Below are 18197 nucleotides of genomic sequence, written 5' to 3'. Positions count from 1 at the left end.
TCGGCAGAGTTCTGAAAGCCACACCCGGGCCCCCTGGGTGGGCCAACCATACGAAGGGCTCGCCCAGTCCCGAGGAAAAACGTAGGGAGTTCTGAACCGCCCCGGGCACCGGGGAACCCCGGTAGGGGACCGGCTCAACGGCGCCGGTCCCCGGCCCGCCCGGACCGCGGCCGCCCCCCAACCGCCCGCCCGTGGCTCCGAGGCGCCGCCCCGTCAGCGGACCGCCCGGGCGAGCCAGGGGCTGAGGGTGAGGTGCGGGACCGGTTCGCGGTAGCTCTCGTCCCCGGGCAACGGGACGACGAGCCACTGCCCGGGCGGGAAGAACCTCTCCCGTACGCAGGCCAGTCCGGTGAGAACGGACCGCAGGAACGCCGGAACCGCATCCCGGGGCACGTCGTGGAAACACACGCCCTCGACCGAGATCTCCGCGTCGTCCTCGGGGAAGATCCGGACGGTGACGGACGGCGGCGGCCCGGTCAGCTCGACGTACGCCTCGTGCGGCAGCGAGCCGTCGGGATCGGACACCGTGAACGGCCCGGCCAGGGCGCGCCGCGAGGTCCGGTCCGCGCCGATGTCATGGGTGACGCGCAACTCCCGGCCGTGTTCCCCCGCGACCTCGCGGATCGCTGTGACGGCAGCCTCGGTGGTCGGCAGGTGCGGATGCCTCATGGCGCCGATCATGCCCCATGACCGGCGCCGGGCCCACACCCACCCGCCCGGCCCGCTCCCGACCGGGCGGGCCTTCCGTCACCCGGCTCGGCGGGGCCGGGGCCGCCGCTCGCACGCTTCGGCGAGACGCCGTCCCTGAGGAGACGTCCTCCCTAGTAGGAGTAGTCGCCTGGATACAACTGGCAGGGAGGTGGGTGGAATCCGCCGCAGTCGGCGTACAGCTTCCCGCAGAAACAGATGCATCCCTCACTGAGGCCGCAGCTGTTGAGGCAGGAGATGAAGATGCTGTAGCAGTACTTCTGCATGGGGACGATCTCCCCTGCGTCGCGGTACCGCCGCCATCGCGCCGGGTGGTGGCCGCTGGCGCCGTGGGCCGATACTTCGGCCGTGAAGCCGGGCAGAGTCATGGTGGTTCAACCCCTGTTTTCCGTTGCGGGGACCTTCGGGGCTCCCTCCCATGCTACTCCCGGCACCGGCCCCGGATCGTGTCGTGGCCGTCCTGCCCAGGCTCGCCCCCGCGGCGCGGGAACCGGCCGCCACCGGCCGGTCCGTCCCCGGCCGGGCCGGCGCTCCGCGGCCGGACCCGGGCTGCCGCCCGGTGGCTCCGGGCTCCTGCGGCGCCGGTCCCGGCCGCGGCCTAGAGTGACGTGATGAGTGATGATCCGGTGATGCTGCGGCCGGTGGCCGAGGACGACCTGCCGGTGCTGGAGCGGTTCCTGGTCGATCCGGAGTCGACCGGGCCGTTCCAGTGGCACGGCTGGTCGGACCCGGGACGCTGGCGCCGCCGCTGGGCCGAGGACGGCCTGCTGGGCGAGGACGGCGGCCAGTTGATGGTGGTCGCCGGTGCCGACCGGCTGGGCTTCGTCGCCTGGCGGAAGGTGGTGACCTCGCGGACCTCGTACTGCTGGAACATCGGGGCCCAGCTACTGCCGGAGGCCCGGGGCCGCGGAGCCGGAACGCGGGCCCAGCGACTGCTGGTGCGTCACCTCTTCGCCTGCACACCGGTCGTCCGGCTGGAGGCGGACACCGAGACCGGGAACACCGCCGAACAGCGCGCGCTGGAGAAGTGCGGCTTCGTCCGGGAAGGCGTACAGCGGTCCCTGGTGTTCCGGGACGGTCAGTGGCGGGACGTGGTGCGGTACGGCCTGCTGCGCGACGACGTCCGGCCGGACTGAGCCGCCGGGGCCCGCGCGACGCGGTACGGCCGCCCGCGCGGCGTCCCCTCCGCGCCCCCTTTCACACGCCGTGCACGGAGCACCTCCCTCGGTGCCCGCCACACCGAACCGCACGGCGGCAGGAGCCCTTCTCGCCGCTCGCCGCCCCCTCGCCCGGGGACGGCCGGCGGGCACGCCCGGACCGGTCACCGGGGCGCGAGGGCCCCACCCCTCCCCGCTCATCGCGCGCCACTCGCCGGTCCTGCGTCCCGCTCCAGGCCGTCGGTGCCGCGGTGGTCGCCGCCGCCACGGGTGCGGTCGCGGCCCGGAGCGGTGGTGTCGCGGGTGGTCCACTCCGTCCAGGCCGCCGTGAGCCGGTCGGCCATGGCGCTCAGGACCTCCGCGGGGAAGGAGAACGGGACCCGGATGCAGTGGTCGTGGCCCCCGTCCGGGTCCATCGCGGCTCCGGGCACGACCTCCACGCCGTGGCGCAGGGCGACCTGGGCGAAGGCCCGGGCGTCCGTCCGGTCCGGCAGCTCGATCCACAACGCCGAACCGCCCTGCGGACGCCGCCACCGCCAGGCCGGCACACCGTCGCGCAGCAACCGCTCGATGTGGTCCAGCCGTTCGTCGCGCAGTGCCCCGCGTTCGGCGGCGCCGGCGGGCAGCGCGGGCAGCAGCCGCGCCGCGAGGGCCTGGTCCAGCAAGGGGCTGCTCAGATCGGCGCGCGCCTTGAGGCGGGCCAGCGGCTCGACCACTTCCGGGGCCGCCCGTACCCAGCCGATCCGCAGTCCGGCCCAGACCGCCTTGGACAGCGAGCCCAGGGTCAGGACGAGGGCGTCCCCCGGCGCGAGGGCGGCCAGGGGCGGTGGAGCCCCGCCGGGCGGAAGGGCCGCCGCATGGGCGTTGTCCTCGATCACCGCGACACCGTGGGCCGCGGCCAGCTCGGCGAGCCGACGGCGTCGCCCGTGGGCCATCACCACGCCCGTGGGGTTGTGGCAGGTGGGCATGGTGAACACGACCGCCGGCTGCCGCTCGCGGAAGACGCGCGCCAACGCGTCGATCCGGATCCCCTCGTCGTCCATGGGCACCTGGACCAGCCGCGCCCCCGCCGCCCGGAAGGTGTCGATGCAGCCCGGCCAGCTCGGTGCCTCGACCGCCACACCACCACCCCGGCGCACCAGCAACTGGGTGGCCAGGCTGAGGGCCTGGGTCGCGCCCGTGGTCACCAGCACCTGCTCCGGGACGGTCGGAAGGCCCTGCGCGGTGTGGTGCGCGGCGATCGCCGCCCGAAGGGCCGGCAGCCCGGCCGGGTGGTAACCGGCGTCCAGCAGCAGTGCGGGCAGGTCCTCACGCACCAGGTCCAGCAGGGCGCCGGCCAGGTCCGGACTCCCGGGCTCGACCACCTGCCCGAGGGAGATCACCCGCTCCGGGCGGGTCACCATCCGCTGGGTCACCGACGTCGCACCACCGCCGGGTACCCGTCCGTCGGCGGCGGGCCCGGTGAGCCGCGGCCGCCGGGCGACCCGGGTGCCGCTGCCCGGCCGGCTGTCCGCCAGCCCGCCCGCGCGCAGCACGTCGTACGCGGCGACGACCGTGGCCCGGCTGACGGCCAGCCCGCGGGCGAGTTCGCGTTCGGACGGGAGCCGTCCGCCGGCCGGGAGGGCGCCCTCGCCGATCAGCCGGGCCAGTGCGTCGGCGAGCCGGCGGTACAGCGGCCCCGGCCCCTGGGACCAGTCACCCAGCAAGTCCGCGGGGGGCGGCTGGGCCGCCCCCCGCACGGTGTTCCGGTCCACTTCGCTCCCTACTGGCACGTGTCCTCGCCGCGTTTCCGCCGGAGGCTGGGCGGTGACGGCCCCGCCCCGCGCGCGGCCCCAGCGCCATTCGCCTCAAGGAGTAACATCCATGGTCACCGATCAGCCACTGGACGCCAGGCTCACCGCACTGTGCGACGCCTGGGTGCCCGCCGCCCGGGACAGCGCCGGACGGCACGAGTACGACGGCGTCGTGCAGGACCTGTCACCGGACGGTGTCCGCCGCACGCTGGCCGCGCTCGGCCGCCCCGCCGGCACCCGGCCCTACGCGGACCCGCACGACGAGGCCCAGGCGACCGTGGCCGAGGAAGCCCTCCGGGTGCGCTTCGGCGTCCTCGAACTGCACCGCAGCAATCCGCTGTGGCACATCGACAACCTCGACCTGTCCTGCTACGACCGCGAGTACGCACCCGAGGGCGAACGGGACGCCGCGCGGCGCGCCCATCTCGCCCGGTGGCCCGACGCGGTGGACGCCGCCATCGCCGCCCTCGACCGGGTCCCGGCGCCGCTCGCCGGGGCCACCCTGCCCCTGGCGATCGGCCTGACCGAGGGCCTGGACACCGGCACCGGCGCGCCGGGCGCCGCCCGGCGGGCCCACGCGCGGTTCGTCGCGCACCTGCGGACGGCCGCCGAGGAAGGCCCGCCCTCGGCCGCGCTGGGGGCCACCGCGCTGGCCCGGCTGCTCGGCTCGGGCGAAGGCGTCGACGTCGACCTGGAGGAACTCTCCGCGCGGGTGGACGCCGAACGCGACCGGCTGCGCGCCCTGCTGGAGGAGTCCACCCGTCGTCTCGACCCCACCGCCACCACCGGGACGGTGCTGCGGCGGCTGCGCAGCGACCATCCGCCGGCCGACCGGGTGCTGCCGGAGGTCGAGGCGCTGGTGGACGAAGCGCTGCGGTGGACGGAGAAGCACCGGCTGGTGCCGCACCACGACGTGGCCGTCCGGGTGCTGCCCACCCCGGCGGCACAGCGGCGGGCGCTGGCGGCGGCGTCGTGGGCCACCGCGTACGAGCCGGACTCCCCGGGCCGGTTCCACCTCACCCTGCCCCGCCCCGACTGGCCGGCGGACCGCCGGAGCGAGTGGCTGGCCGACGGTTTCTTCCGCGCCGGGCTGGCCGGGCTGGTCGTGCACGAGGTCGCCCCCGGCCATCTCAGCCACGGCAGGGCACTGCGCCGGGTCTCGTCCGATGTCCGTCGCACCGTCATCTCGGAGGCCTTCCTGGAGGGATGGGCCCACTACTGCGAGGAACTGGCCCTTCAGGAGGGCTTCCGGGCGGAGGATCCCGGATTCGCCGTGGTCGTCGCACTGGACGCGTTGCGCCGGGTGACGCGTTTCGCCTGCGCTCTGGGCCTGCACACGGGCGAGCTGACGGTCCGGGAGGCGGCTCGGCGGTTCACCGACGACGTGGGGCTGAGTGCCGAGGCGGCGTGCGAGGAGGCCCGGCGGGGACTGTTCGACCCGACCTACGGCCGGTACACCTGGGGCAAGCTGGTCATCCAGGACCTGCGGGCGGAGGCCCGGCGGCAGTGGGGTGGCGGCTTCTCCCTCCCGCGCTTCCACGCGGCCGTGCTCGCCCTGGGCTCGCCGCCGCTGGGCCTGCTGCGCACCACGCTGGACCGGGCCGGCGCGGCGCCGGTGTGACGGGTTCTCCGCGGCGCCCCCGCGGGCCGGTCGCCGGGCCGGGGCCCGGCCGTCTCCGCGGCCCTACCCGCCCCCGGCCAGGGCCACCGCCTGCCCGGGGTCCCGGCCGCCGCGCCGGGCCGGCGAAGGGCAGGGCACCGGCGGGGAGTCGGGCAGCCGCGGCACGGTCGTGAAGCTCCCGTGGACGCGGCGTGACCATGGCGTGGCGACGGTGACGTCACCCGCTGTTATGCTCACGCCACGCAGGTGTGGGGGATGCGGACGGCGGGAGGCGTGGGGAGCGCGGGGGAGGGGACTTCGCGCGCCGCTTCGACGCCCCGGCGGTCCGGTCGACGGTTCACGACGGCACCGGTCCGCGCTCGGCGGCGCACACCGCGCGCCGTGCCGACCCGGCCCCGCCATGCTCCAACGCTCCTTCGGTATCCGTATCCGTACGTTGTGAGATTGAGGTGGAACGGGTGGGCAGTCGTGCCCTCATCCGGGGCTCCGTCGCCGCGGTCGCCGCTCTGGCACTCGCGGGATTAGTCCTTCCCGGCGCGGCGGGCCCGCCGGTGGCCGCGGCCGAACAACGCGATGCCGCAGCCGAAGTGGTGGTCCCCGCCGTGCGGGACGCCACGCCGCGGCAGGTCGGCGTCCTGGGCGGCGGCCCGACCGGCATGCTGTACCGCTCGGAGCCCGGCGGCGAGCACGTGTGGACCCCTTCGTCCGGCGGGCCCGGCACCCCGGTCACCGGTATCGCGTGGTCGGTGCTGACCGGCCCGTCCGGAACCGAGGTGGTGGCCGCGTACAACACCTCCGACGACAGCATCGACCTGTTCGACACCGCCTCCGGAACCACCGTCAAGGCTCCGCTGGGCTCCCGGCTGATGGGCGTGACCCTCTACGGGCCGACGCTGGTGCAGCGGGTGTGCGCGGACCGCACCTGCCGCACGAGCACCGAGATGCAGCTGTGGCGGGCCGGATTCGACGGCACGGTGACCAAGACCGCCGTGCACGGCTTCCCGGACGGCGCGCTGCTGGACCACCCGGTGGCCGGTGACGCCAGGTCCGCCGTGGTGCCGTACACCGTCGGAGCCACCCGGCACCTGGGTCTGGTCGACCTCGTCACCGGCCGCACCACCGAACTGCCGGAAGCCCTGCCCGACGGCGCGCCGCGAGGTGCGGTGGTGACCCCGGACGCCGTGCTGTGGCGCACCGCACCCAACACGGTCCGGATCCTGGACCGTTCGACGGCACCGGGCGACGGGGAGCAGCCGGCGCCGGTACGCACCGTCGAGGTGCCGGGCGCCCCGGTGGCACAGGTCGTCGGCCTCCTCGGCGAGCATCTGGTGGTCAGGACCACCGCCGCCGCGGTCACCGGGCAGCGGCTGGTCGCGGTGCCGGTATCGGGCGGCGGGCAGCCGGTGGAACTCCTCAAGGGCAGCGCGGCCAACGCCGTGACGGTGGACGGCGCGCTGCTGGTGGCCGGCGGCGGTTCGGCCGAGGACTGGGCGGTGCACCGGATCGGCGCCGGCCCGGACGGTCTGCCCGTGGTACGGCCGGTGGTGCCGGTGCCCTCGGTGCCCACGCCGGTCAGGGCGCTGTCCCTGGCGGGCGGCACGCTGACCACGGCGACCAGGAAGACCGCCCCTGACGGGCCCTTCGGCCTGTACGGCCGGGACCTCGCCACGACGGGGGCCCCGGAGCCGCTGGGCGGCCTCTACCTCCGCGCCGCCGATCCGTTCCTGCCGGACTGCGGCACCACCTGCGTCCCGTTCCACGACTCGCCGGGCGGGCCGCTGGTCATGGTGCGCCAGGAGGGAGGCAGGGACTCGGTGACCGGGATGCGCACCCCCACCAGCTACCGGCACGTGGCCACCGGGTCGACCGGGGGACGCGTCCTCGACGCCTCCGGCGACTACGCCGTCTACGACGGAGGCAGCCCGGCCACCCAGCACGTCGTCGGTCTCGGCGACGACCACGGCACCGAGCTGACCCGGCCCAACGGCGCCGCCGCGGTGTGGGGCGGCACGCTCTTCTCGCCCGGCTCCACGGCCGGCAGCGTCACCACCTACGACCTGCGGACCGACAGGACCACCGGCACCGTCGCCATCGGCGCCCCGTGCCGCCCCGCCGAACTGCAGGCGGTGGGCCGCTGGCTCTACTGGACCTGCGGGGCGAACGGGCCGGCCGGGGTCTTCGACCGCGACCGCAAGGTGTCGGTCCGGGTCGGCACCGGTGAGGCGCTGCTCGGCGACGGCTACCTCATGCGGTACGACACCGGGGCGGGCAAGCTGGTGATCACCGCGTTCGACGGCGGCACCGCCACCGACCGGGTGGTCGCGCCGCTCCCGTCGTTCGCCGAGGGATCCGGGCGGCGGACGGCCTGGACCGTCGACCGGTTCGGCGGACACGCCGCCTACCTCGACGAGCGGTACGACGTGCACATCGTGCCGACCGGGGTGACCACCTCCCCGGCCACCGTCCTGGACGCACGGGCCGACGCCGAGGTGGACCTGGCGGGCGGCACCCCGGCGTGGGAGGCGCGCTGGCGGCTCAGCAAGCCGGTGCGGTGGACGGTGACGTTGCGGAACAAGGCGTCCGGCGCCACGGTCCGCACGCTGACCGGCGACCGCGCCCGGGCCACCGTCGACGCGGTGTGGAACGGCAAGGACACCGCCGGCCGGCTCGTCGCCAACGGCACCTACACCTGGGACCTGACCGGCACCCCCGCCGACGGCCACGGTGCCGCGATCAAGCGGACCGGCACGGTCCGGGTCACCGGGGGCGCGGCCGTGTACCGGGACCACGCCGGCAGCAGCGGCTTCGGCGACCTGCTCACCCTGAACTCCTCCGGCACCCTGACCTACCACCAGGGCACCGGGTCCGGCACCTACGCGGCGAAGACCTCCGGCAGCGGATGGGGCACCGGCGTGACGGCGGTGCCGTTCGGGGACCTCAGCGGAGACCGCTGCAACGACACCCTGATACGACCGACCTCCGGCGCGCTGCGTGTCCACCGGCCCGCCTGCGGGAAGCCGCTGACGCCCGCATCGGCCCACACCACCCTGGCCACCTCCGGCTGGAACCGCTACGACGTGCTGACCTCGCCGGGCGACCTGAACGGGGACGGCAGGCCGGACCTGGTCGCGCGGGAGAAGACCACCGGCGACGTGTACCTGTACCAGGGGACCGCCGACGGGAAGCTCGCCGCGAAGCGCAAGGTAGGTTCCCGCTGGACCGGCTACCGGAAGATCGTGGGAGCCGGCGACCTGAACGGGGACGGCCGCGGAGACCTGCTGGCCCAGGACAAGTCCAACGAACTGTGGCGCTACCACGGGACGGCCTCCGGCACCCTGTCGGCCAAGGTGAAGGTCGCCGACGACTGGGGCGCGTCCTACCAGGTGGTGGTCGGGACCGGGGACATCACCGGGGACGGGAAGGCCGACCTGGTCGCCCGCGACACCTCCGGCACCCTGTACCGCCACAACGGTGACGGCAAGGGCAGGTTCGGCGGACGCGTGAAGATCGCCACCGGGTGGCAGACGTACAAGGGCGTGTTCTGAGCCACCGTCCGACGGGGCCGGGCGCACCGCCGCGGTGCGCCCGGCCCCGCCGCACCCGCCGTGACACCCGCGCCGGCCGCGGGACGCGTCCTGCGGCCGCGGCGCCCGGAGGTCAGAGCCCGACGACCCGGCCCTTCGCGGACAGCTCGTAGACCAGGGTGACCGTGCGGCGGCCGCCGGGCGGCAGCGCGACGTCCCAGCGGGCGATGCCCTCGGCGTCGACCGCGTCGGGCGCCGGGGAGCAGGCTTCCGCGCGCAGGCGCACCTCCACCGCCGACACCTCCGAGACCGGGATCCGTTCCCGGAGGACGACCACCCGCTCACCGTGCTCCCCGGGGGCGGAGAACCGGGACAGGTGCAGCCTGACCGAGTGGCTGACCACGGTCCGCTGGCCGAGCGCCGACGCGTCGCGGGACTCCTCGGCGTGCCGGACCACCCGGAAGTCGTCGCGACTGCCGAAGGCCAGCTCCACGGGGGCGCCGGGGGCGGTGAAGTCCATCCGGCCGCGGCCGCTGAACCCGCTGCCGCGGACCAGGTCGACGGGCCCGGCGAGCAGCGCGTGGCCGGACCGGTTGTCGAACCGCACCACCTGGGTGACCAGCGGGGACAGCTCGGGTGAACAGGCGTACTCGCTGCTCGCGGCGGTGCTGAAGACGGAGAGCGGCACCCGGTGGGGGCGGCCGTCGGCGGGCACCGAGACCGGCGCGGGGGAGTGCAGCACACGCGTCTCGCCCCCGTCGTCGACCCCCGGGAGACCGAGCACGGGGACCGGCCCCAGGGCCGCCGTCTCCTCCTCGCGCACATCCACGTCGACGGTGCGGCGCTCCGCGGCGGAGCGGTCCTCGAGGGTCAGCCGGTCCTCGGCCAGCCGTGGCACCTCGGTGGCCAGCGCCGACCGGGCCGTCGACAGCGTCAGCCGCACGTCCGACCAGTCCTCGCCGGTGTGCTGCCAGACCATCGCCTCGGTCTCCAGCGTCAGGGAGTCCCCGTCGAGTACGGCCCGGTAGGCGGGCCGCCACAGCGCGCACGGGGTGAGATGGCTCAGCCGCAGCCGTACCGGCCCGGCGGCCGCGGCCTCCACGGTCATCTCGACATGGCCGACCAGCTCGGCGGGCCGCTCCTCGGCGAGATCCATCACCCGCCGGACCTCGTCGAGTTCGACGGCGAGCGCGGCCAGCCGGGCCTCCACGGCGCGGAGTTGCTCGGCCCGCGCGTCGCGCTCCTCGTCCACCCGGTCCAGTTCCCGGGCCCAGCGCGGCCCTTCGGCCTCCCCGGAGCCGGTGCCCTCGCCGATCTCCCGCAGGAGATCGGCGGCGAGGCGGCCGAGCGTGTCGAGGCGGGCGTGCAGCCGGTCGCGCCGCTGTCCCAGGGCCTGCCGCTCCTCCTCGAGCGCGTGCACGCGGCGGCGCGGCGCGGAGTCGTCCTCGGTGGGCGGCTGCGGCCCGCGGGGCGTCCAGCCGCGGACGATCCGCACGTCGAGCACGGTCGCCGGGTGCTCGCCGGCCAGCTCGGCGTGGAGGGTACGGTCGACGGCCAGCGCACTGACCGGCCCGAGCCGCAGCCGCTGGACGCCGGCCTCCAGCCGGAGCACGGCGGAGCGCTCGACGTGGGCGCGGTCCTCCAGGCAGGTGACGGCGGTGACGGGGAGCGCGATCGGCTCCGGGGCCGTGGACATGGCGTGTGTTCAGCTCCTGCGGTTGCCGCCGGCCAGTGTCTTGCCGGCCGGGATGCGGATCTCGTAGCGGCCGTCCAGGGCGGCGGTACCGCCGGCGGGCAGCTCCACCCGCCACAGGCGGGTCCCCGGGGCGTGGTGCTCGGGCCCCACGCCGTCCTCGGGCACCGTCCAGTCCGCCCGTTCCGAGATGCGGACCTCCGGTTCGGAGGTGACCGGCACCCGCTCGCGGACCTCGACGGTGACCGGCCTGGCGAGCCGGTTGGCCAGCTCCACGTGGACCCGGTGGTCGAGCACGGTGGTGTTGTTGCGCAGGCCCGCGGTCGACTCGTGCAGGTTCGCGCGGCGGGTGACCCGGATGCCCTCGGCCGGCCCGAGCCCCACCCGGCGGACGCCACCGGGGGCGAGTGTGGGCAGCGCGGCGGTCAGCAGGAAGCCGTCGTCGACGACGACCTCCACCGGGCCGGCCAGCAGGGCCTGGTCGGTGGTGTTGGAGAGCACCAGCGTCGCGTACACGGTCTGCTCCACCGACGGCACGCACAGGTACTCGGTGCGCAGTCCGACCGGCACCTCGGTGAGGGTGATGGTGTGCCAGGTGCCGTCGGAGGGAATGTCGGTGCGGGCGGCGGCGTCGAAGCGGTGGTCGAAGGAGCCGGCCGATTCGCGGGGCCGCACGGCGTGCCCGGGCAGCGGCAGCGCCGCCACCGCTTCGGCGCGGCGGCGGTACTCGGTCGCCACCGGGTCGAAGTCGGAGCCGGTGAACAGCCGCCCCCTGCGATCGCCCGGCTCGTCGGGGCCGCGCAGCACGAGGGTGGCGTAGTCCAGCTCGGCGCCGCTCGGCCGCGGCGGCCCGGCGGCCGGCGCCGGCGGGGGTGGCGCGGCCGCGCCGGGGGCCGCGGGTGACATGGCGCCGGGCGGTGGCGCGACGGACCCGGCGCCGGTGCGCGGCCTGCCGGCCGGTCGCGGCCGGCCCGGCTGCGCGGGACCGGACGGCGGGCCGCCGAACGCCCCGGCGGAGGTGCCGGCCGGGCCACCGGGCGCCGGGAGCGAGCCGGCCGCCGCGCCGTAGCCGCCCTGGGGCGCCGGCGGCGGTGGCGGGACGGGTCCGGGCGCGGGGCCGGCTCCGACGGCCGAGGGCACGGCGGCCGCGGCAGGGCGCGGGCCCGCCGCGTCGTACCCGGTGAACAGGTCGGCGAGGCCCGCCGGAGGCTCGCGCCAGCCGGCCGGCGCGGGGGCCGGCTGACGGCGTCCTATCCGCACCGAGCGGAGCCTCGGCAGGTCGGTGCGGCGCCGCAGGTCGGCGGTGGCGAGGGCGACGCGCACCCCGGTCCAGTCCTCGCCGGTGCGCTGGGCGACCGCGGCGCGCAGCACCAGACGGCCGCTGCCGTCGCCCTGACGGTGGGTGAGACGGTAGGCGGGCACCCAGACGGCGCCGGGCACCCCGTATTCCACCTCCAGCGCCACCTCCGCGTCCCCGGCGCCGTCGAGGGTCAGGAGTGCGGAGAGCGCGGTCTCCATGTGCGCTGACGGCGCATCGGTGGAGGCGCGGTCGAGCCGGTCCATGGCGACGGTGAGATCGTGCTCGACGCGGCGCAGCGCCTCCTCCAGCTCGACGAGGCGGGTGTGCAGTCGCGTCAGCCGTTCGTCCACGAAGTCGGCGAGTTCCAGCCACGCGTCGACCGGGGCGCGGCGGTGCGGGTCCTCGCGCCTGCGGGCCGGCGGGACCGGTCGCAGCGCCCTGACCTCCTCGATGAGGCCCAGCTGCCGGTCCCGGCGCCCCTCCGCCGCCGCGTGTTCGTCGCGCAGCCGCTCGACCTCGCGCCGCAGCCCGCCGGGCGGGCCGGTGCGCGGCGGCGCGGCCTCGACGGCCACCCGGGCCCCGGTGACGCGCACTCCGGGGGCGCCGAGGACGCGGGCCCGCAGCGAGCCCGGGTCCAGCGAGCGGGGCAGGCCGGTCACCCGCACCCGGCCGTCCTCCGGCACGCTGCCGCGCGCCAGACGGTGGCAGAGCGCGCCCTGGGCGTACACCACGACCGAATCGAGGGTGGAATCCCATCTCCGTGCCGGATCAGCCGTCATGTGCCCCACCCCCGCCGCCGCTGTGTCGGGTGCAGCCTACGCCGGGCCGTCCGCGTGCCGGTGCCGAGTCCCGGTACCGGTGTCCCGCCTGGCCCACGGCCCCGGACGGTCCCGCCCGGCGGGGGCCGTGGGCCCCGCTCCGGCCGGCCGGAGCCGGCCGGGGGACGCGCCCGACCGGCCGTGCACGGCGCCGGCCGCGGGGGTGCCCGGCGGTACCGGCCCGACCGGGCCGTACCGCCGGGCGCGCCGGTGGCTCAGGTGCCCGGCTTGCGGCCGTACACCAGGACCTCGTCGCCCGTGCGGAGCAGCTTCCAGTAGGCGGCGGCGTCCGCGCGGCGCATGTTGACGCAGCCGTGGGAGCCGGGCGGGGAGGAGATGTTGCCCGCGATGGAGTGGAAGGCCTGGCCGCCGTCGAAGAACTGGCTGTAGGGCATGGGCACGTTGTAGATCGACGACACGTGGTCCTTGTGCCGCCAGTAGATCTTGTGCATGCCGGTGCGCGTCTCGTAGCCGTTGCGGCCGGTCCGCACCGGGACGGGCTCGTGGATCCGCTTGCCGCCGTCCTGCACCCAGCTGATCTGGCGGGTGAGGTCGACGCAGGCTATCCGTCCCTTGTTCGTCGGGCAGCTGGTGCGGTCGCCCGTGCTCTGCTGCCGCTTCATCACGCCCCAGGTGACCGGCCCGGCGTAGCCGGCCGCGGGGGCGATGCCGTTCACGGTCTGGAAGGTGCGGATCCTGGTGCAGTCCTTGGCGGACTGCCTGCCGTCCACCGGCAGCCCGAGGAACTTCTCGACCTGCTTCTGGTACGGGCCGGTCCCGGCGGTGCAGCTCGGGGCCGCCTTCGCGGGGGCGGCCTGGGCCGGCGCGGCGGCCAGGCCGAGGGTTGCGGCGGCGCCCGCCAGGCCCAGCGCCGCCGCGGCGGCTGCGCGGAAACGGCGTCTCGCGGCCGGTCGTGCTCTCATGGTGTACCTCTCATCGCCCCTCTGCGGGCTGGTGCGCGGTGTCTTCGACAGGGGGGAATGAATCCCCTGTCCACAAGACAGGCGGGGCACACCGATGGTTGCCGGAAATGTCATGATCATCCGCGGCTGCCGGGACCGGCCCCGGCATGCCGGCCCCGAATCCAGGCCCGGAGACGACGCTCGCGGCCTGGTGTGGCATTGCTCACAGAGTGGACTTCCGGGTTCCGCGGGGCCGGGGCCGGCCCCGGTCGGCGGTGATCGGGTGCGGCCGCCCGCCGCCGTCCCCAGCCGCCCGCCGTGGCCGCCCGCGTGGTCCCCGGTGGCCCGCGACGGTACCGGCGTCGGCCCCGGGCGGAGGCGTCCGCGCCACCCCGGCGGAGCGCGCCGCACCCGGCGGGCGCACCGCCGCGTCCGCCGGACCGAACCGCCTCCACGCCACGTCTCCCGAAGACCGGCCGAGCCCCGCCGGAACGGTCGGCGCGCGCCGGATGCGCCGCCTGTCGACCGAGGGCGGGACGGGGCGCGGGTGGCGCGGCCCACCGGACGGCGGGGGAGCCGCTCAGGGACGACGGGGCGGTTGCGGCCCGAGGTGGTAGTGGGCGAGGTCGAGCCGCCGGGTGCGGCGGCGGTAGGCGAAGGTGAAACCGGGCCAGTTGGCGGTGTTCCGCCCCGCGGCGTTCTTGTACCAGCTCATACAGCCGCGGTCCCAGACGGTGGCCCGGACCCGGCGCTGCACCTCGTCGTTGAAGGCGTCCTGCACATCGGCGCGCACCTCCAGCCATCGGACCCGCCCTGCGCCGAGCAGCCGGACGGCCTGCATCACGTGGGCCATCTGGCTCTCGATCATGAAGATGATGGAGCTGTGGCCGAGGTTGGTGTTCGGCCCGTACAGCATGAACAGGTTGGGAAACCCGTGCACGGTCAGGCCCAGGTACGCCTGGGCGCCGTCCCGCCAGACGGTGTGGAGGTCGCGGCCGTCCCGGCCGGTGATCCGCATGGGGGCGAGGAAGTCGCCGGTGTGGAAGCCGGTCCCGTAGATCACGACATCGGCGGCGTGGACGGTGCCGTCCTCGGTGACCGGTCCGGCCGGTGCGAGCCCGGTGACGCGGTCGTCCACGACCCGCACATGGGGCTGGTCGAGCGCCCGGTACCAGTCGTTGGAGAGCAGCACCCGGGCGCAGCCCAGCGGGCTCGTCGGGGTGATCCGGGCCCGCAGCCCGGCATCGCCCACCTGCCGCCGGAGGTGGCGCCTGACCCGGGCCGCGAAGGGGCGGGTGAGCTGCGGGTACCGGGTGAAGGCCAGCGCCCGGGACTCCAGCGCCCAGTAGGTGGCCCACCGGCTGAGCCGCTGCAGCCCGGGCAGTGCGGTGAACAGTGCGGTGACCGCCGCGGGGTAGGCGTGGTCCGGCTTGGGCAGCACATGCGGCGGCTCCAGCTGGAAGACCGTCACCGAGCGGGCGCGGCGGGCGATCTCCGGCACGAACTGGACGGCGCTCGCCCCGGTGCCGAGCACCGCGATCCGCCGGTCCGCCAGGGCGACCTCGTGCCGCCACGCCGCGGAGTGGAACCGCGGGCCGGCGAAGGACTCCTGGCCGGGAAGGGGCGGTATCGCCGGGCGGGAGAGCTGGCCGGTCGCGGTGATCAGGACCTCGGCCCGGTGCGTGTCGCCCGTGGTGGTGGTGAGCGTCCACCCGCCGTCGGCGAACTCGGCCGCCGCGATCTCCGTCCCGAGCCGCAGATGGGCGCGCAGGCCGAAGCGTTCGACGCAGTCCCGCTGGTACGCGTGGATCTCCCGGCGGCCGGCGAACCTGCGGGACCAGCGCGGGTTGGGCGCGAACGAGAACTCGTACAGGTGCGAGGGGACGTCGCAGGCGGCGCCGGGGTAGGTGTTGTCGCGCCACACTCCGCCGACGTCCGCCGCCTTCTCGAAGACGGTGAAGGCGGTGATCCCGGCCTGCCGCAGCCGGATGGCCGCGCACAGCCCGCCGAAGCCCGCGCCGATGACGGCGATGCGGAGTCTGGTCATGGAGACCAATCTCCCCATCCCGGAGGGCTGCCGTCATCCCGCCGAGCCGCCGACCGCCGCGTTTCGGCCACCGCTAGCCCTCGGACGCGGCCAGCCGTCGCTCCGCCTCGGCGAGGATCTCCGTGACGCGCAACGCGAACGCGGCGTCACAGGAGTGGGTACGGCCGTTCCGCGCCGCGGCGCACAGCGCGTCGACCGCCCGGCCGAACGCGGGCAGCGCCCCGTCGGCGCTCTCCGGCAGCACCTCCACACCCGACTCACCACGCAGTTCGACGGCCGCGCCGGCCGCGGCGGGCGGTGCCGTCAGGCTCAGGTCCAGCGCGCTCGACGCGCCGCCGGAGTGCCGCAGCACCACGTGCACGGTGTCTCCGGGGCCGTGCGCGGCGGCCGCGACGTGCCCCACGTCGCCGAGTATCGGGAGCAGCACCGACAGCGCGTGCGGGCCCACGTCCCACAGGGCGCCGCGTTCACGGCGCCACGGCGAGGCCGCGAACGGACTGCCGTTGGCGAACGCGGCCCCCAGCCACTGCGCCCGCGCGGTGAACCAGCCGCCCCGGTCCGCCTGTTCGGCGATCCAGGCCGTCGCCTCGGGCTGGAAGCGGGTGGTGAAGAAGACGACCGAGGCGACCTGGGCCTCCCGCGCGGCACCGGCCACCGCGCGGCCCTGGGCGAGGTTCGTGGCCAGCGGCTTGTCGAGCAGCAGGTGCCGGCCCGCCCGCGCGGCCCGCACCGCGAGATCGGCCTGCACGTCCGGCGGCAGGGCGACGGCGACCGCCGCCACGTCGGCGAGCAGGGCGTCCACGTCGTGGTAGGCCCGGGTACCGTGCTGCCCGGCCAGCTCCTCCGCCGCCTCCGGCCGGCGCCCCCACACCCCCACCAGCTCCACGTCCGGGTGCCCGGCGAGCGCGGGGGCGTGCACCAGCCGCGCCCAGGGGCCGGTTCCGAGCAGTCCGATGCGCATGCCGCTCCTCTTCACGGTCGTCCGGCGAGGTCACGCCCGAGCGTCGCACACCACCGGGACCACGGGACACCCCTCGCACCGGGCGGGCCGCCCGGTGCCGAGCGGGCGCGCACGCCCGGGCGGGGCCGGAGCCGCGCCGACCGGAGGACCTGCCGGCGCAGGTCCTTCCTCGTACGTCATCCCCCGCCCGGGAAGCCGGCGCCCGGCGAGGGGCACCGTCCTCCCGGCAGGGGCGCGCCGGCCGCTCAGGCGGGGACCGGATCCAGGCCGGCTCCGTCCAGCGGCGGGTAGCTCTCGCCGCCCGTCCGCTCGGCCGCGTCGATGTAGTCGGCGAGCGCGTCGCGGGACCGGGCGAGCGTGGCCATCCGGTCGTCCAGCTGCCCCAGCCGGGAACGCATCGCGGCCAGCAACTCCGGGCACCCGGGCAGTTCCGGGGCCTCCCCGACCGCACAGGGCAGCAGATACGCGATGTCCTCGGAGGACAGACCGGCACCGAGCAGATGCCGGATCTGCCTGACCCGCAGCTCGGCGCTCTCGTCGTACTCGCGGTACCCGTTCGCACGGCGGTCCGCCGCCAGCAGGCCCTGGGCCTCGTAGTAGCGCAACTGATGGGCGTTGACGCCCGTCCGGCGACTCAGTTCCCCGATCCGCATCGCACCTCGCTTGACCTTCAGACTGGTATCAACGTTGACGATGCTGCCATGAACAACCACCCCGAAACATCCGTGACCGTCATCGGACTGGGTCTGATGGGCCGGTCGCTCGCCGGCGCGTTCCTGGCGGCCGGGCACCCCACGGCCGTGTGGAACCGTACGGCCTCCAAGGCCGACCAGCTGGTGGCCGCGGGCGCATGGCGGGCGCCCACGGTCGGTGACGCCGTCAAGGCGAGTCCGCTCACCATCCTCTGCCTCACCGACTACCCGGCCATGCACGAACTGCTCGACGCGGACGACATCGAGCTGGACGGTACGACGCTGATCAACCTGACCTCGGGTGACTCGGCCCAGGCCCGGGAAGCCGCCCGCTGGGCCGAGCGGCGCGGCGCCCGCTACCTGGACGGCGCCATCATGGCCATCCCGTCCACGATCGGGACCGCCGAGGCGGTGATCCTGCACAGCGGACCGCGGCCGGACTTCGAGGCACACCGACCGACCCTCGACGCGCTGGGCACCGTCACCCACCTCGGCGCGGACCACGGGCTGGCATCCCTGTACGACGTGGCCGGGCTGGCCATGATGTGGAGCGTCCTCAACGCCTGGCTCCAGGGCACGGCCATGCTCAGGACGGCCGGTGTGGACGCCACGACGTATGCCCCGTTCGCCCAGCAGATCGCCACCGGAGTGGCCCAGTGGCTGCCCGGGTACGCCGAGCAGATCGACAGCGGTTCCTTCCCGGCCGAGGTGTCGGCGCTGGAGACCGACGCCCGGGCCATGGCGCACCTGATCGAGGAGAGCGAGGCGGTGGGGGTCAACGCCGAACTCCCCCGGCTGATCAAGGCGATGGCCGACCGGGCGATCGCCGCCGGACACGGCGGGGAGCAGTACCCGGTGCTGATCGAGGAGTTCGGCAAGCCCCGCGGCGACTGACCGGCCGCCGCGCCGGGAGCCGCGAACCCCTCGGCGTCGGGGAACACCGTGTCCCGCCCCGGTCGGAGCCCCGGCCGGGGCGCCGGC

12 protein-coding genes are annotated in these 18197 nt (G+C 75.8%); 4 read left to right on the top strand and 8 right to left on the bottom strand.

Annotation, left to right across the window (positions count from 1 at the left end; all coding sequences use genetic code 11):
* Positions 1-213: 213 nt before the first annotated feature.
* Entirely contained in the window at positions 214-669 is a 456-nt protein-coding gene (locus ACH4B3_RS32610) for a hypothetical protein (RefSeq protein ID WP_398469104.1), read from the bottom strand.
* A 650-nt stretch (positions 670-1319) separates the two neighbouring features.
* Here ACH4B3_RS32610 and ACH4B3_RS32605 point away from each other — a divergent pair.
* Positions 1320-1844 carry a GNAT family N-acetyltransferase gene (locus ACH4B3_RS32605; RefSeq protein WP_398469102.1) on the top strand — a complete coding sequence of 175 codons (525 nt, stop codon included), beginning with the start codon at positions 1320-1322 and terminating at the stop codon, positions 1842-1844.
* A 218-nt stretch (positions 1845-2062) separates the two neighbouring features.
* On the opposite strand, the gene ACH4B3_RS32600 is transcribed toward ACH4B3_RS32605, so the two are convergent.
* Complete coding sequence (locus tag ACH4B3_RS32600; RefSeq protein ID WP_398469100.1) at positions 2063-3619, bottom strand: PLP-dependent aminotransferase family protein; 1557 nt, start codon at positions 3617-3619, stop codon at positions 2063-2065.
* A 109-nt stretch (positions 3620-3728) separates the two neighbouring features.
* On the opposite strand from ACH4B3_RS32600, the gene ACH4B3_RS32595 reads away from it, so the two are divergent.
* Together ACH4B3_RS32595 and ACH4B3_RS32590 are read left to right on the top strand one after the other, a co-directional pair.
* Positions 3729-5279 carry a DUF885 family protein gene (locus ACH4B3_RS32595; RefSeq protein WP_398469099.1) on the top strand — a complete coding sequence of 517 codons (1551 nt, stop codon included), beginning with the start codon at positions 3729-3731 and terminating at the stop codon, positions 5277-5279.
* Positions 5280-5881: 602 nt separating this feature from the next.
* Positions 5882-8824, top strand: a complete 2943-nt coding sequence (locus ACH4B3_RS32590; RefSeq protein WP_398469097.1) for an FG-GAP-like repeat-containing protein — start codon at positions 5882-5884, stop codon at positions 8822-8824.
* Between the two features lie 112 nt (positions 8825-8936).
* Here the strand turns inward: ACH4B3_RS32590 and ACH4B3_RS32585 are convergent, their stop codons facing one another.
* The 6 genes from ACH4B3_RS32585 to ACH4B3_RS32560 all read right to left on the bottom strand — a co-directional run bounded on the left by ACH4B3_RS32585 (position 8937) and on the right by ACH4B3_RS32560 (position 17177).
* Positions 8937-10499 (bottom strand): mucoidy inhibitor MuiA family protein, encoded by a 1563-nt coding sequence (locus ACH4B3_RS32585; RefSeq protein WP_398469095.1) that lies wholly within the window; start codon positions 10497-10499, stop codon positions 8937-8939.
* A gap of 9 nt (positions 10500-10508) precedes the next feature.
* Positions 10509-12575: a DUF4139 domain-containing protein gene (locus tag ACH4B3_RS32580; RefSeq protein WP_398469093.1), complete on the bottom strand. Its 2067-nt coding sequence runs from the start codon at positions 12573-12575 to the stop codon at positions 10509-10511.
* 254 nt (positions 12576-12829) lie between these two features.
* Positions 12830-13537 carry a L,D-transpeptidase gene (locus ACH4B3_RS32575; protein ID WP_398469091.1) on the bottom strand — a complete coding sequence of 236 codons (708 nt, stop codon included), beginning with the start codon at positions 13535-13537 and terminating at the stop codon, positions 12830-12832.
* Positions 13538-14096: 559 nt separating this feature from the next.
* A complete protein-coding gene (locus ACH4B3_RS32570; RefSeq protein ID WP_398469089.1) occupies positions 14097-15563 on the bottom strand; it encodes a flavin-containing monooxygenase in 1467 nt (488 codons plus the stop codon).
* A 73-nt stretch (positions 15564-15636) separates the two neighbouring features.
* Positions 15637-16524 carry a Gfo/Idh/MocA family protein gene (locus ACH4B3_RS32565; RefSeq protein WP_398469087.1) on the bottom strand — a complete coding sequence of 296 codons (888 nt, stop codon included), beginning with the start codon at positions 16522-16524 and terminating at the stop codon, positions 15637-15639.
* A gap of 245 nt (positions 16525-16769) precedes the next feature.
* Positions 16770-17177: a MerR family transcriptional regulator gene (locus ACH4B3_RS32560; RefSeq protein WP_398469110.1), complete on the bottom strand. Its 408-nt coding sequence runs from the start codon at positions 17175-17177 to the stop codon at positions 16770-16772.
* A 48-nt stretch (positions 17178-17225) separates the two neighbouring features.
* Between ACH4B3_RS32560 and ACH4B3_RS32555 the strand changes: the two genes are divergently transcribed.
* On the top strand, positions 17226-18110 hold the full coding sequence (locus ACH4B3_RS32555; protein ID WP_398469085.1) for an NAD(P)-dependent oxidoreductase: 885 nt from the start codon (positions 17226-17228) through the stop codon (positions 18108-18110).
* The last annotated feature ends 87 nt before the right edge of the window (positions 18111-18197 follow it).

This window comes from Streptomyces sp. NPDC018031 (genome assembly GCF_044327625.1).
Taxonomy (GTDB): Bacteria; Actinomycetota; Actinomycetes; order Streptomycetales; family Streptomycetaceae; genus Streptomyces.
The sequence above is the reverse complement of the archived record's forward strand: the minus strand, read 5'-3'. Positions and strand labels throughout refer to the sequence as shown.

Coding starts and splice junctions, on each gene's coding strand:
- ACH4B3_RS32610 (WP_398469104.1), bottom strand. CDS start 669: ATGAGGCATCCGCACCTGCCGACCACCGAGGCTGCCGTCACAGCGATC.
- ACH4B3_RS32605 (WP_398469102.1), top strand. CDS start 1,320: ATGAGTGATGATCCGGTGATGCTGCGGCCGGTGGCCGAGGACGACCTG.
- ACH4B3_RS32595 (WP_398469099.1), top strand. CDS start 3,729: ATGGTCACCGATCAGCCACTGGACGCCAGGCTCACCGCACTGTGCGAC.
- ACH4B3_RS32585 (WP_398469095.1), bottom strand. CDS start 10,499: ATGTCCACGGCCCCGGAGCCGATCGCGCTCCCCGTCACCGCCGTCACC.
- ACH4B3_RS32580 (WP_398469093.1), bottom strand. CDS start 12,575: ATGACGGCTGATCCGGCACGGAGATGGGATTCCACCCTCGATTCGGTC.
- ACH4B3_RS32575 (WP_398469091.1), bottom strand. CDS start 13,537: ATGAGAGCACGACCGGCCGCGAGACGCCGTTTCCGCGCAGCCGCCGCG.
- ACH4B3_RS32570 (WP_398469089.1), bottom strand. CDS start 15,563: ATGACCAGACTCCGCATCGCCGTCATCGGCGCGGGCTTCGGCGGGCTG.
- ACH4B3_RS32565 (WP_398469087.1), bottom strand. CDS start 16,524: ATGCGCATCGGACTGCTCGGAACCGGCCCCTGGGCGCGGCTGGTGCAC.
- ACH4B3_RS32560 (WP_398469110.1), bottom strand. CDS start 17,177: ATGCGGATCGGGGAACTGAGTCGCCGGACGGGCGTCAACGCCCATCAG.
- ACH4B3_RS32555 (WP_398469085.1), top strand. CDS start 17,226: ATGAACAACCACCCCGAAACATCCGTGACCGTCATCGGACTGGGTCTG.